This is a genomic window from Ruminococcus sp. HUN007, from assembly GCF_000712055.1.
GTDB lineage: Bacteria > Bacillota > Clostridia > Oscillospirales > Ruminococcaceae > HUN007.
Genome location: NZ_JOOA01000002.1, coordinates 2355300 through 2370444, shown reverse-complemented (window position 1 = coordinate 2370444; position 15145 = coordinate 2355300). Strand labels below are relative to the sequence as shown.

General features: G+C 46.9%; 9 protein-coding genes and 1 tRNA gene. 3 read left to right on the top strand and 7 right to left on the bottom strand.

Annotated elements, in window-relative coordinates; all coding sequences use genetic code 11:
• Nucleotides 1-2: 2 nt before the first annotated feature.
• From CC97_RS19060 to CC97_RS14565, 7 genes are all read right to left on the bottom strand, one after another.
• Nucleotides 3-4385: a M14 family zinc carboxypeptidase gene (locus CC97_RS19060; RefSeq protein WP_049962937.1), complete on the bottom strand. Its 4383-nt coding sequence runs from the start codon at nt 4383-4385 to the stop codon at nt 3-5.
• Nucleotides 4386-4646: 261 nt separating this feature from the next.
• A complete protein-coding gene (locus CC97_RS14590) occupies nt 4647-5588 on the bottom strand; it encodes a GDP-mannose 4,6-dehydratase (protein ID WP_044975765.1) in 942 nt (313 codons plus the stop codon).
• Nucleotides 5589-5613: 25 nt separating this feature from the next.
• The gene (locus CC97_RS14585) at nt 5614-6729 is read right to left on the bottom strand and encodes a glycosyltransferase (RefSeq protein ID WP_044975763.1); all 1116 of its coding nucleotides are present in this window, start codon (nt 6727-6729) and stop codon (nt 5614-5616) included.
• Complete coding sequence (locus tag CC97_RS14580; RefSeq protein ID WP_044975761.1) at nt 6726-7874, bottom strand: glycosyltransferase family 1 protein; 1149 nt, start codon at nt 7872-7874, stop codon at nt 6726-6728. The genes CC97_RS14585 and CC97_RS14580 overlap by 4 nt, the downstream gene beginning before the upstream one ends.
• Nucleotide 7875: 1 nt before the next feature.
• Nucleotides 7876-8910, bottom strand: a complete 1035-nt coding sequence (gene gmd / locus CC97_RS14575) for a GDP-mannose 4,6-dehydratase (protein WP_044975759.1) — start codon at nt 8908-8910, stop codon at nt 7876-7878.
• 186 nt (nt 8911-9096) lie between these two features.
• Nucleotides 9097-10173: a mannose-1-phosphate guanylyltransferase gene (locus CC97_RS14570; RefSeq protein WP_044975757.1), complete on the bottom strand. Its 1077-nt coding sequence runs from the start codon at nt 10171-10173 to the stop codon at nt 9097-9099.
• A gap of 90 nt (nt 10174-10263) precedes the next feature.
• The gene (locus tag CC97_RS14565; protein ID WP_242848177.1) at nt 10264-11637 is read right to left on the bottom strand and encodes an exopolysaccharide biosynthesis polyprenyl glycosylphosphotransferase; all 1374 of its coding nucleotides are present in this window, start codon (nt 11635-11637) and stop codon (nt 10264-10266) included.
• Between the two features lie 314 nt (nt 11638-11951).
• On the opposite strand from CC97_RS14565, the gene CC97_RS14560 reads away from it, so the two are divergent.
• The 3 genes from CC97_RS14560 (at nt 11952) to CC97_RS14550 (ending at nt 15101) form a co-directional block, all read left to right on the top strand.
• Nucleotides 11952-12035: transfer RNA gene (locus tag CC97_RS14560), tRNA-Leu, on the top strand.
• 298 nt (nt 12036-12333) lie between these two features.
• The gene (locus tag CC97_RS14555; protein WP_156036928.1) at nt 12334-14154 is read left to right on the top strand and encodes a dockerin type I domain-containing protein; all 1821 of its coding nucleotides are present in this window, start codon (nt 12334-12336) and stop codon (nt 14152-14154) included.
• A gap of 230 nt (nt 14155-14384) precedes the next feature.
• A complete protein-coding gene (locus CC97_RS14550; protein WP_347493713.1) occupies nt 14385-15101 on the top strand; it encodes an aquaporin in 717 nt (238 codons plus the stop codon).
• The last annotated feature ends 44 nt before the right edge of the window (nt 15102-15145 follow it).

The window sequence follows — 15145 nt, the reverse complement described above, 5'->3', positions numbered from 1 at the left end:
TCTTAATATGCTGAAAGAATGTATGGTATTACATCCTTGTTTGAGTTCCATATACCCGGATACTGTCCGATATTAAGAGGTGAATCCCCGGTTCCTATTTCAATCGTGCAGGCAAATATGTGTTTTACGTCAGCCACCCAGTTGCTGCATCCGCCGCCGCTGTTCTGGCCGTAAAGCAGAGTGTAGCCTGTCAGGTTATGAAGCACACCGGCTGTTGAACGGCATCTGTCAAGGAAGTCTCCTGACTGATGATACTGCCAGTAGATCATTGAGCCGGACGAATGATAGCTTATAACAGCCCTGCATCCCGGGAGTGAATTTACAAGATCGGTAACAACACGTGTTTCCGTTTCCGATCCTGCTGACGGACCGGCATACTTGGCTGAACTTGGTCTCTGAATCTCGCCCTGGTCTGCCCACTCAGGCACAGGGAAGTTACGGTTTATATCGACGCCCTTTGCGTTTGCCTTCCATGAGCGGAGATAGGATTCAAGGCTCTGTCCTGTTATGCCTGCAGAAAGGTCTTTCCTGTATATTTCCTGAATACCTGCTCTCAGTTCAGCTGAACGGATGCCGTCAAGCCCCTTCTGGCTTATGGTGATACCGTCAGGATTGAGCATAGGTATGATGTGTATCTGATAATCGTTAAGAAGATCCTTATATGAACGTCCGGAGTAGCTTCCGTCCCAGTAATGCCTGAGGAAGTTTTCTGCCTGGTTCATAACGAGCATGCTGCCCATATATTCTCTTGCATGGCATCCGCCGTGAACGATGATCTGTTTGCTGCCTTTGCCTATGACAAGCTCCATGATGTCTCTGCCGTCGGCTGTGGTGCCGAGGCTTTTCGTATCTGCAAGTGACGGGTACTGCGATTTGAGGCTGTTTATATCGGACACCATGTCTTCATAGGTGTACATTGCAGATGAGGTGTCAACAAAGCTGCCGAGATCGCTCCAGTCTGTGCGGAGCACGCCCTTTTCATCGAAGTAGCAGTTAATGTTGTTTATCACTGTATAGCCGGTAACAGGCTTGCCGTCATTGTCAAGATAGATCTTGTTTCCGTCCTGGTCCTTTGACCAGCCGGTCTGTTTCGGCGGATCTTCCTGCTTCGGTTCTTCCTGCTTTGGTTCTTCCTGCTTTGGTTCCTCCTGCTTTGGTTCCTCCTGCTTAGGCTGGTCTTCAGGCTGTTTGTCCTCTTCCTCACTCACGCCGCAGATCATGAAATCCTTTGCCTGCTTTAAAACGGTGTCGAGTCTGTATTCCATTCTTCCCATTGATGAATTGTTCGGATCGTTTACAGTTACATAGCCGTCACGTGTGATACCGGTAAGAACAATGTAGTGGCCGCTGGATGTGAAATAACCCTCACGTACAAGTGAGATCACCGGATGACCTGCTCTGAGCGCCCTTGTTACCTTGCCTGCATCGGGATCGATCCAGTAGCTCTTTATTCCTGCGGATTCGAGAAACTTTGAAAGTGTGCTTTCAGCAAGTCCGTATCCGAAGTATTCGCCGTTTTTGTACGCCCATTCGAAGAGATATTCAGGATCAGACTTCTCGTCATCTTTTCCAGTAAGATATCTCATTACCATTGACGCACTTGTCGCACCGCAGCCTGACTCCCTTACGTGTTTGTCAACGCCGCCGAATGTGCAGATAGTTCTGTTGTAAAGGAACTGATAATCAACAGGAATATCCATCTTCTGTGCTCTTCCCGAATAGCTTCTCAGGTTTCCGGCCAGCACTTCCTTTCTCCAGTTGATACCGTTGCGCGGCATGATGTAGCCGTCCTTGACAAAGTAAGTAGTCTGGCCTATCGGGAAATTACCCTCTGTAAGATAGCCGTTTTTATCAAAAACGAATGTGAATCCGTCAAGGTTGCGCAGATCATTTCTGATCCTTACGCCGTTCTGAACGTAATATCTGCCCTTGTCGCTGTCGTTCCAGCCTTCTTTTCCGGATTCGGTCTCCGTAACTCCGTATTTGGCAAAAGCCTTGTAGTATTCGCCGAGCTCAGTAACACGTGCTGCAGCGTAGCTTCTTGAATAGCCGCCGCTCAGAAGATCCCTGTAATGGTTCATTTCGTCACCGGACGGTTCCCTGTCACAAAATACGCGGAAAAGAACCTTTATATAGTCTTCATCTGACAGGCCGCGTTTCTGAAGTTCACGGCTTTCAAGGAAAATGTTCGCGGTCTGAAAAGGAGTCACAACACCGGAATCAAGGCTTTCAGTCCAGTATTTCCATCCGTCTTCGTCAGGATCTCTGCCGAGGACAGTTTTATAGAGATGTTCGGCAAAAGCTGATCTTTCCGGAGTTTTTTCGGGAGCAGTCTGTTCTGCTGAAGTCTGTTCTGCTGACTTTTCCGTTCCTGTCTGAGCAGATGATCCTTCGACAGCCTTTTCTGTCTCAGAAGGATTTGCTTTCGCGGTTTCTGCCGTTGCACTGCCGTACTTTAAAACACTAAGGTAGACCGGAAGCTCTTCTGCGCCTTTTTTCAGATTTCCGCTGAAATCACAGAAAACGGCGCTCTCCTGTTTCAGCAACTTTATAAATTCATCGTAAGCTTTCAGTTCGGTCTCAGTATTCTTTCCTTCTCCCGGATATCCTGATGCACACGGTGATTTTTTTGATGCAGTACCGGCTCCGGCATTGAGTATAAGATCAACACCGCGGCCGTTCGCCTTCCAGTTTTTCAGGTAGTCACCAAGTGAAGTATTCAAACCGCTGTTTTTGATGTCCAGAAGACTCATCGTCCTTATACGGTGCTTCTGTGATGAACTTCTGATTCCGTCAAGTCCGAACTGGGCAATGGAAATGCCGTCAGGATTGCGCATCGGTATAATGTGAACACAGGCACCGTCAAGAAGCTCTTCATATGACTTGTCTTCTGATTTTCCTGTGCGGTAATTCTTAAGGAATTTTTCAGCGCCGGCAAGAACGGCTCTTGTTGTTTCGGCTTCGCCCGCATCCATTCCTGTCGCAAGAACAAGCTGATTTTCAGCATTCTCTTCGCCGATGATAAAATCATAGATCTGTCTGCCGTCGAAGGTGCGGCCTATTGATCTGATGTGAACCAGTGAAGGATACTGCTGTGCAAGCTTTGTGATATCCTTTTCCATTGCGGAGTATGAATAGATCTGAGCACTTGCAGGAATAACATCAGCGAGATCGCTCCAGTCAGTACGGAGAGTACCGTCATAATCGAAGTAGCACGGAATGCCGTTTACTGTGGTGTATCCGCGTTCCATAAGTCCGGTATCCGGATTTACGTATATCTTGAATCCGTCGTAGTTTGTGGACCATCCGCCTACGTTTATGTCACCGCGGTTTATTTTGCGGTCTTCACAGTACTTTGTGAATTCATCGGAACGGACAAACTTTCTTAAAACAGCCTCTCTTGTGTGTCCCTTGGCAAGAGTACTTTCCACAAAGGTCTTAAGCTCCTCCGCATCAGCCTCTCTGTCACGGCACATGCGGAAAAGGATGGCTGCATAGTCTTCGTTCGAAGTGTTCTTTTTTCTGAACTCGTCGCTGCTCAGTATGCCGGCAAGCACATCGGCTGCAGTTTTGTTTCCGGAATTTATCTCGCCTGTCCAGGTGTTGAGTCCGTCTGTATCAGCTCTTCTTCCGAGTACTTTGTTATATATCTTCTGGACATAGCCTGTGACCTGAGGGTTCTTATCCCTGTTTTCATTTATCGGTATATTACCGCGGCTGATGCCCTCGTCGTTACAGAAATTATTGAAAATATCTGAAAGAACAAATCGCATAAGGAAGTAATCCCTGCTCATTCCGAAATCAAAGAATGCCGTCTTGGCCGGATATTCCCTTTCGAACTCGTTCTCATTCATGTAGACATATTTGCACAGGTCGGCAATGAACTGCTTTCTGCCTTCCTCGCTGTCGTCATAGTTCCTCTTTGAAAAGAAGTCCCTTACCACATCAGCAGCAGTCACTTCACGGGCAAGGAGCCTGTTCATAAGTTCATTTGCCTGTTCGTCGTTTTCGGTAACACCCTTTACGAATGTCTTAAGAGCCGCATGTTCTTCCTTCGGTTCCTCTTTCACAGGTTCTCCGGTATTCTGTTCAGTTCCAGGAGTACTTTCTGAAGTCTCCGGCTGGCTGTTTTCCTCTGGCTTTGTTTCCGCTGCGGAAGTTTCACTCTGATTGTTTTCCCCGGAATCTGTTGATTCCGGCTCAGTTTTTTCCGGCGTGTTTTCTGCTGCAGAAGTCTCCTCCGGTTTGCTTTCACTGTTCTGTGTCTGCGCAGCCACAGGTTTTTCCGTTTCAGCTGCAGTTTCTTCTGCCGATACGCTCCACACACTGCCCGTAAATGAAGCAGTAAACAGAAAAGCTGCCAGAAAAGCTGATGTTTTCCTCATAATATTTTTTCCTCCGGTAATTCTTTATATCATCTTTAAGGAAACACTGATCCGGCCGGGATTCCGGCTTCGTCTTCATGTCTTATATCAGTGTTTCTCCATATTGCCGCAGATACGGCCTTTTACCGTACCTGTTTTCAGCATCAGCTTTTATTATACCATAAAAGTACCATGCAAGGCAATATTATTGAAAACTGCAGGTCCTGACTGCGCGGAATCACGGCATTTCAGCGTTTTCCGCCGCAGATCTGCTGCCTGCTGTCAGTTCACGTACTGTCTCCAGTACTCCAGAATATCGTCTATCGTATTTTCAACAGGGATCACAGGTTCCCAGCCGGTATCCTGCTTTATCTTTGACGTGTCGGCCGCAATGACCGGCACATCACTCGGCCGCATCCTTGCTCTGTCCTGTTTAACCTCGATGTGTACGGAAGTTTTCGAAAGTATCATTTCAAGAATGCTCTGAATACTCCTTGCTCTGCCGCTTCCGACATTGTAGGTCCCGCCTTTCCTGCCGGACTTCATAAGTGACGAGTAGGCTCTTACTATGTCGCGGACATCAGTGAAATCGCGCTCCGCAGCAAGATTGCCAACGCTTATCACCGGTTCCCTGAGACCTTTTTCTATCATGACTGCCTGACGGCAGAAATCAGATACTACAAATATCTCGCTCTGACCCGGGCCGATATGATTGAAAGCCCTGACCATCACGATATCCATACCGTAAGCTCTGGCGTAGATCTCGCCGAGCATACCCTGACATGCCTTTGTTGCGGCATATATGTTGCCTGCACGGAGAAGCGTGTCCTCACGCACAGGTATCTCATCCGGCTTCAGATAACCGTATTCCTCACCCGATCCCACAAGAAGGATACGCGGAGTGCATCCGGAAGCACGAACAGCTTCAAGGACGTTTATGGTGCCCTTTACGTTTATATCGGCTGTAAGCTGAGGTTTCTCCCAGGATACCTTCACCGAACTCTGTGCCGCCAGATGATATATCTGATCCGGTTTTATTTCCTTTACAAGTGCGGAAACAGAATCAATATCGAGTATGTCAAGGTCATATACATCTGCATTTTCAGTTTCAAGCTTTTCGCAAGGAAGCTTTGTAGCTGTGACTTCCGCACCGCATTCGCATGCAAGATGGCGTATAAGATGTCCGCCGACAAATCCTGCAGCGCCGATTATAAGTGCCTTCATGTGTTTTCCGCCTTTCTGTTTTTCTTTATTTCCTTAAAAGATCCTCATAGATCCCGCTTATTTTTTCAAGTACCTTTTCCGATGCGTAGCGCTCGCGGACTATACGGTATGCGTTCCTGCCGTATTCCTCGCGGAGAGCGTCGTCGTGTACAAGTTTGTTTATGGCATCTGCCAGTGCTTTTTCGTCACGCGGCGGTACGGTGATACCGCTTACTCCGTCGGGACTTACGTACGGAACGCCGGTCGGAAGTGAAGTGTTGATGACCGGATGTCCGTAAACCATGGCTTCCATCTGGACGATGCCGAAGGCTTCGCTGTTTTCCACTGACGGAAGGATAAAGATGTCGCAGTCACGGAAAGCTGCCTTAAGATCGTCGTCTGACAGACGGCCGAGGAAATGAACACGGTCTGTTAAACCACCGTCACGTACTTCGGTTTCAAGGGACTCTTTAAGCACACCTTCACCGGCAATAAAAAGTTCACTGTCTTCTGTATCTTTAAGTGCTCTTATAAGAACATCGATACCCTTGTAGTAAACAAGACGGCCTGTGAACATGAGCTTTTTACTGGTTTTATTATTAAGCTTTTCAGTTAAAAACGGTTTTGCTTCCGCCTTTTCGTAACTTTCAGTATCTATACCGTAAGGAACAACGACGCACTTATTGCTGTAAGGCTTAAGATATGCCGAACCCTTTACGTGTCCTTCAGTCGCTACGAAGATCCTGTCCGCTCTTTTGAGGAATGCGTTCATAACCGGCTTATAGAGAGTCATGAGTTTTTTCTGCTTTACTATATCGCTGTGCCAGCTGATAACCACTTTGCCTTTGTACCCTGAAAGAAGACAGGCAAGGTCGCCGAGCGGAAACGGAAGATGGACGTGAACGATGTCCGCATCACGGGACATCTTTTTAAAATCTGAAATAAATGAGAATGATACCGGCATGGAAAAGTACGTTCCGAAACTTCCGGAACGGTGCACCCTTACGCCGTTTATAACTTCATCGGAGGCCTTTCCCTTCGGCTGGCATACCAGCACCTGAATGTCATACCTGTCGTTAAGTCCTTCCGATATGTCCTGTATCACGCGCTCTATACCGCCGATGTGCGGAGTGTAGAGCTTGTTTACCTGCAGCACCTTCATGAAAGTACCGCCTTGTAGATGTCATGGAGCTTTTCTGAAAATTTATGCCAGGTGAAATCCGCCGCACGTTCCATACCGCGGCGGCTGAGATCAGTCGACAGCTCTTTGTCAGACCATATTTTATACATACCTTCGGCAATGGACTCAGGTGAATAGGCATCGACCATTACCGCACAGTCGCCTACAACTTCAGGAAGTGAAGCCTCCGTGCTGGATACCACCGGAACACCGCATGCCATCGCTTCAAGAGGCGGCATACCGAATCCTTCGTAGATGGACGGAAACACAAAGGCTGTAGCTCCGTTCATCAGCGGACAGATATCCTCATCCGGAATATATTTTGTGAAGATAACATCATCCTTAAGACCGAGTGACTCAACTTTGCTGTAGATACCGCTGTTGAGCCAGCCCTTGCCGCCTGCCATGACGAGTTTCGGAACGTCACCGTGTTCTGCCTTAAGAATGCCGTAGGCTTCAATAAGACGTTCAAGATTCTTTCGCGGTTCGATCGTTCCGAGATAGAGGAAGTACTCGCCTTCAATGCCGAGTGAGGTCTTCGTTTTCTCTATACGTTCTTTATCATCTATATGATAGAATTTTTCCGTATTAACACCGCAGTAAACCACTTCGATCTTGTCTGCAAACTGCGGATAGTATTTTGTTATCTCGCTTTTGCTGAACTCAGAGTCAGTGATTATCACGTCAGCACGCTTCATGGACTTCTTCATTCCGGTAAGCAGAAGCTGCTTTGTACGGAAACGTACCGTCTCCGGATACGCTCTTATTACCATGTCGTGAATGGTAACTATCTTTTTTCCGTGCACGAACGGAGGAACTATATAGTTGAAGAAATGTGTGACATCCGCTTTCTTTCCGAAAAAAAGGCTGTACGGCACCGGAATGATGTTCATTACCGTCCGGTACAGAAATCCGGAAAAACACGCTTCATTAAGTGTCACATTTTTCTGCATGTAGGCTTTCAGCCTGTTTCTTTTTACTTCATGATCCTTACGTGAAAAATAATCAAAAGTGAAGCTGTCCTCAGGGTGAGAACGTATCATCTCACCCGCAAGACCAGCTTCACAGTATCCAATCCCGGACATATTTTCACTAATAAGAGGAAGTGCGTCGAAGGAAATATTCATATCAGCTTAACTTATTTATCTTTATCTCTTTTTCAACAAGAGCAAGGTCGTTTCGTACCATTCTTTCAACGAGCTCGGCAAATGAGATCTCTCTTGTCCAGCCCAGTGTCTTTTCTGCCTTTTCAGGGTTGCCGAGAAGGATGTCAACTTCAGCAGGTCTGAAGAATTTTTCAGATACCTTTACGACTGTTTTGCCGTTTGCCTTATTGATACCGACTTCGTTTACGCCTGTACCCTGCCATTCGATATCGATTCCGGCAGTTCTGAAAGCTATCTCAACGAATTCACGAACTGTTCTTGTTTCGTTTGTCGCAACCACGTAGTCATCCGGCTTGTCCTGCTGAAGCATGAGCCACATCGCTCTTACGTAGTCCTTTGAGTGGCCCCAGTCCCTCTTTGAATCGAGGTTGCCGAGTTCAACGTATTCCTGAAGACCGTTCTTTATTCTTGCCACTGCGTCAGTGATCTTTCTTGTAACGAACTCCTTGCCGCGGCGTTCCGATTCATGATTGAAAAGGATGCCTGAGCATGTGAAGAGGCCGTAGCTTTCACGGTAGTTCTTTGTGATCCAGTGGCCGTAAAGCTTTGCAACGCCGTACGGACTTCTCGGATAGAACGGTGTTGTCTCGCACTGCGGGATAGCCTGTACGAGGCCGAACATCTCGGAAGTAGAGGCCTGATAGAAACGGCATGAAGGCTTCACTGTTCTGATAGCCTCGAGCATGTTCGTAACGCCCACAGCATCGATCTCAGCAGTAGCCAGCGGCTGTTCCCAGCTTGTAGCTACAAATGACTGTGCCGCAAGATTGTAGACTTCATCAGCCTGTGAAATCCTCATTGCATTAATGAGCGAGATAACATCAGTCATATCTGCATAGATGAAGTTTATCTTATCCTTAATATGTTCCACGTTGCCGTAGTCAACAACGCTCTTTCTTCTCATTATTCCGTAAACTCTGTATCCCTTTTCAAGAAGCAGTTCCGCAAGATAGGAACCGTCCTGCCCGGTGATACCAGTGATCAGTGCATTTTTCATTTATATAATACTCCTTCCACACGCAGCAACGGTGCTGCGAAGGTGCAGGGCGACCGCAAAGCCCTGCTATAAAATATTCAACTTATATGCGAAGGGGCAGGCGACCGAAGGAAGTGCACCGCTCGACCGCAAAGCCCTGCTATAATAAAATTCAACTAACTTATATAATCAAACCATAACCCCTGATTAAATAAGATCACGTCTGTTGCATGTCCTCAGCGTCTCAATGACCTTCTTCACCTGCTGTGTGTGATCCTTTGAGCAGATAAGCATAGCATCATCAGTATCAACAACAATAAGATCCTCAACACCGAGAGTTGCAATAAGCTTTTTGTTTCCGCAGATGATACTCTTTGTGGTGTCGATGCTTATAACATCACCTGTTACGTAGTTTCCGCACTCATCTGTCTTGTTTATTCTTTCAAGTGCAAGCCAGCTTCCGACATCATCCCAGCCGAAGCTTCCTGAAAGTGTGTATATGTTTTCAGCCTTTTCCATGATACCGAAATCGACTGATTCAGACTTGAAGTTTTCGAAGCACTCTGCAAGTGTCTCGCGGAAAGTTGCCGTAAATGCTGCTTCCTTCATTTTCAGATAGCCTTCGTACATGTCAGGAAGGTACTTATGGAAATTGTCCATTATAGTTGATACCTTCCATACAAACATACCGCTGTTCCAGAGATAGCGACCGCTGTTCAAGTATTCCTTTGCCTTTTCAAGACACGGCTTTTCAACGAATTTATCTACCTTATACGCACCTGCCAGTTCCTCGTCATCAGCGCTCATAAACTTGATGTAGCCGTATCCTGTTTCAGGATAGGTCGGTGTGATGCCGATGGTAACAAGGTTCTCGCCCTTCTGTGCCACCTTTGCCGCACGTTTGAGCGTATCTACGTAGAATTCCTCGTATCTGATGAGGTGGTCTGACGGAAGTACCATCATGACTGCATCATCATATTTCTTACTGATAACAGATGCCGCAAGAGCGATACACGGAGCAGTGTTTCTGGCTACCGGCTCGGCGAGGATGTTTTCCTGCGGAATGTCAGGAAGCTGTTCGTTTATAAGGGACACATAGTTCTCATTGGTAACTATGAATATGTCCTCCATGCTTACTATAGGAAGAAGTCTCTTTACTGTCTTCTGTATCATGGTTTCACCGTCAGATGTGAGCGAAAGGAACTGCTTAGGGTAAGAAGTACGGCTCTTAGGCCAGAAACGTTCGCCCTTGCCGCCTGCCATTATTACTGCTGTTATTTTCACTTTAAAAACCTCTTTTTCTGTTATTTCGTTTAGTTTCATGCCTTGCCCGAAGTGAACAGGATACGTAACAGAGTCACGCAGTCCGGTCGTTTAATTATCGTCTGATTTCGGTTTTATGATATTTTCCGACTCGTTGGTATCGCCCGGGAATATCATCGTCTTTATCGTCATTAGAATGATCTTGAAATCGAGCATTATGCTGTACTTTTCGATGTACATAAGATCCATTCTCAGCTTGTCGTAAGGCGTTGTGTCGTACTTGCCCATTATCTGTGCATAGCCTGTAAGTCCTGCCTTTACGATGAGACGGAAGCTGAATTCCGGCATCTCCTTTTCGTACTCGGCTGCTATCTCCGGACGTTCCGGACGCGGACCGACGAAGGACATGTCGCCCTTGATTATATTGAATATCTGCGGAAGCTCGTCGAGACGGCATTTTCTTATAAAAGCACCGACTTTGGTGATTCTGGAGTCATGATCCTTTGCAAGAACAGCAATGCCGTCTTTTTCGGCATCCACCTTCATGCTTCGGAACTTCAAAACGTTGAAACGCTTGCCGCGTGTCGTAAGTCTTTCCTGTTTGTAGATCACCGGACCGCCGTCATCTATTTTGATCGCAAGTGCGACCGCCGCCATAGGAATAAGCAGAAACGGCAGTATAACAATCGCCAGAACAAAGTCGATGACTCTCTTGGTAGCCCTTACTTCAAAGGAAAGACCGCTGTTGCGGCACAGAAGCAGCGGCGAGTCGAAAAGATTGATCTCGTGGGCGCCTCTTACTATTATATCGGATATTTTCGGAGCCATGTACACGCGGAGCGAATGGTCGAAACAGAATTTCAGAAGGACGTTTCGCAAATGGTCAGGAACGTCGTACATTATGACCGCACCGTATCCGAGCATCTTTTCCTTGATAAGCTCAATATCCTCATCCGCCTTTATTGATTCGGCGATGATATATTTATCCGTTCTCCGGCTCATCTTGAGAACGAGGTTACCGGCTTTCTGACTTCCGTATACTATTATCATTCTCCGCGGCGGAAAAAACGTTTTATACAGCGCCGCGCTGACGATCGTCCAGACAAGTACTATTATAAGATCTGCGAAGGTAAGAAAAACCATCGGCATGACATTCATAAAATCACGCCCTATAACGCTGATCTGACAGTAGGTTATAAGGTTGATCACAAACACTGAAATGATCTGGGAATAAAAAGCCTCCGATTTACGAAGATATCCTACCTTGTAGCTTCCGTAGACCTGATTGAAGATCACGGCGATGACCAGATAGATACCGATAACCATCCAGTTGCCCTTCCGGTAAAACGGAAGAACGAGCTCGGTGTAGTAACAGTTGTACCACACATAAGCAAACGATGCAGTAAGAAGTATGGTTATGAAAAGGGAGGAAAGCCAGTTCAGTGTCCTTTTAAAAGGTTCTAAATTTGGCATATGTTTAAGCATATATTATGTCTACCTCTTAATTGAAGGGACTGAAATTCTCTGTTTTCTTAATACACATATCTGTGCGCTCAGCGCAGATATATGCGCTGATAAAGAGCCGCAAAAGTTCTGGCAAAAAATAGCACCATTTTCGGGCACATATATATTTAATTATATCTATAAATTTGGAAAAGTCAATAGAATTTCATGTGGTCTTTTGTGGAACTTTACATTTCCCGATGTTTCTTAACGCATTATGAAAAAAATTTTAAAAAAAGCACTTGCAAAGCATCATGATATATGATATAATTTTAAAGATGCTTAAAGCATCATATGCGGATATGGCGAAACTGGCAGACGCGTATGGTTCAGGTCCATATGAACGCAAGTTCATGCAGGTTCAAGTCCTGTTATCCGCATTTTTTATCGGCAGACATCTGATAAGGTGTCTGCCGTTTTTTTATAAAAGCAACGTCGATATTGACTTTTAAATGGAACGCCTTGACGGCGTACTATCACAAAACGGGTGCCTCAGTCTGAGACACCCGTTTGAAGTTAATAAGAAGATTTAATTGTGGCTAACCCATGAATAGTAACCAGAAAACAATCAATTCTAACATCGATGGTGCATTTCTATTGCAAATACACTGAAACTACGCTATAATTATTACAAATATACAGTGCCGGACGGGCACTGACCGGTCAGGAGGATGTGTAATGAAAGTTAATGTAAAAAGAGCTCTGGCTCTTGTTTCCGGTATGGTTATGGCCGTATCGGGAGTTTCCGGGTTTCAGGCCGGAAACAATGCGGTAAATGCCGCAGATAAAATACCGGCTTTTCCGGGGGCTGTCGGAGGCGGAAAATATGCCACCGGCGGACGCGGCGGTGAAGTGGTGCACGTAACGAATCTCAACGACAGCGGCGAAGGTTCATTCCGCGAGGCTGTAAACAAATCAAACCGAATCGTTGTATTTGATGTAAGCGGCACAATAGAACTCAAGGGAAATATAGTAGTCGCAGACAGTGTGACTATCGCAGGGCAGACAGCTCCGGGCGGATCGGGCATAACGCTTAAGAACTACAAGCTCGGAATGGGCGGCGACAATATCATATGCCGTTTCATAAGCTCGCGTCCGGGTCCGTATGCATCCACCAGCAAGGGCAACGACGCATGGGGCGGTGCAAAGGGTGCCCATTCGATAATCGACCACTGCTCAATGGGCTGGACGACCGACGAACAGTGGGGACTGTACTCGAACAACGAATACTACACGGTGCAGTATTCCGTCATCGGTCCTGCTGATTCATGGGGCGGTCACGACAAGGGGCTGCACGGCTTCGGCATCATGATGGGCAACGGCAATCTCACATTTGACCACAATCTCATAGTCCACAATGTTTCGAGAAATTTCCGCGGCAAGGTGCCGGGAACCAAGACTGCCGATTTCACAAACAACGTCATATACGACTGGGCTTACGAAACAGCCTACGGAACCATAGGACATCTCAACTACGTCGGCAACACCCTTAAGATGGGCAACGGCACAACCGGCGGCAAGCGATATGTCAACGTGGACAGCTCAACAAGTCCGCAGAATTTTAAGATCTATCTTGCCGGCAACAGAATGCTCAACAAGGACGGTTCAGTTTACGGGGATATCACCTACAACAACTGGAACGGGATCACCGTAAAGGACGGACTCGGCATATCAAAGGACAGCGTTAAGAGCGGTTTCGCATTTTCAATAGATTCCGATGGTGAAAACATCTCAACAGCGACGAAAACTGAAAGTGCGGAAGCTGCATATGACCATGTTGTGAATTTTGCAGGAAACGGCATCTCACCTGATCAGCGTACGGCTGTTGACAAGCAGTGCGCAAACGAGACAAAGACAGGTACAGGATATCTCACAGGTACGGCTTCCTACGGTACGGCCGACTCGTCACAGCAGCAGAAACTGAACCAGTATCAGATAAAATGCGACACGAAGTACAGCTATCCTGCTCCGGTGCTCACGAAAACAATAACCGATACGGATGGTGACGGCATGCCGGACGAATGGGAGCTTGCGCGCGGTCTTGATCCGAACGACGCGGGAGATACAAACGGTGACTACTGCGGCGGAGGATATACAAATATCGAATATTACATCAACGATCTTACCGTAAACGCCTTTCCTGAAGGCACAGTCACACTTTCACCGGAAAAGCCGAAGGAACCGGAAATAACGGAACCGGCTGCCACCGAACCTTCCGTTACTGAGCCTGCGGTCACTGAACCGGAGATAACGGAACCGGCAGTAACTGAACCGCCTGTAACGGAGCCGGCAGTAACTGAGCCCGCTGAGCCGCAGTACACAAAAGGCGACGTAAACCTTGACGGATCACTCACCGGTGCCGATCTCGTTGCGCTGTCAGCAAAACTTATCGCGCAGCTGGAACTTCCGGAAAAAAGTCTCCTTCTGTCTGACATGAACGACGACGGTAAAGTCAACATCATCGATTTTATAATGCTCAGGAGCATTCTTCAGAAGTGACCGCCCGGCGTTTCTTTAAAATTATTTGATGTTTACTTTAAATAAATGTTGAATTACATCTGCGACTATGGTACAATTATTCTAGGGGAAACGCTGATTTATGAATAAATCAGCGTGGGGTCCGGGGCGAAGCCCTGCACATCCCACCTTCGGAAATCCGGCGAAGGCGGATTTCCGATTTAATCAGTGTTTTCCTGGATATAAATTTTCTCAAAATCACGGAGGTTATTATGGAAAACATGAAAAAGTACATAGCCGAATTCATCGGAACTATGGTATTGGTTCTTCTCGGATGCGGAACCGCAATGCTTGTCGGATGTGACGCTGAAAACGGCGGAGGATACATTCTCACAGCTCTTGCATTCGGACTCGTAATTGTAGGTATGGCATACTGCATCGGAAATATTTCAGGATGTCACATAAACCCTGCTGTTTCACTCGGCGTTCTTCTTACAGGCGGAATGACACCTACAGAATTTTTCGGATATGTCTGCGCACAGTGTCTCGGCAGTTTCGCCGGATCAGGTATTCTCGCTGTTATTTTTTCACTCGGCGGCGTCAATGACAAAACAGGCGGATTCGGATCAAACGGTCTTGCCGGCGTAAACGGAAGCGCTGCTGCAGGTGCTGTAGTCGAGATCATCCTTACTTTCATATTCGTTCTCACTATTCTCGGAGTTACTTCAAAGAAAGCAAACCACGGTTCATTCGGCGGTCTTGTTATCGGACTTACACTTACTCTTGTACACATCTTCGGCATCGGCCTTACAGGTACATCAGTAAACCCTGCACGAAGCCTCGGCCCTGCAGTTATCACAGGTCTTGAAGGAAACACTGACCCGCTCGCATGCTTATGGGTATTCATCCTCGCTCCGCTCGTAGGTTCAGCACTTGCTGCCTGCACATACAAATTCCTTGAAAGCAGCAAACCGGCAGGTAAAAAATAACAATCATCAGTAAACACATAAACGGCAGTCTGAAAAGGCTGCCG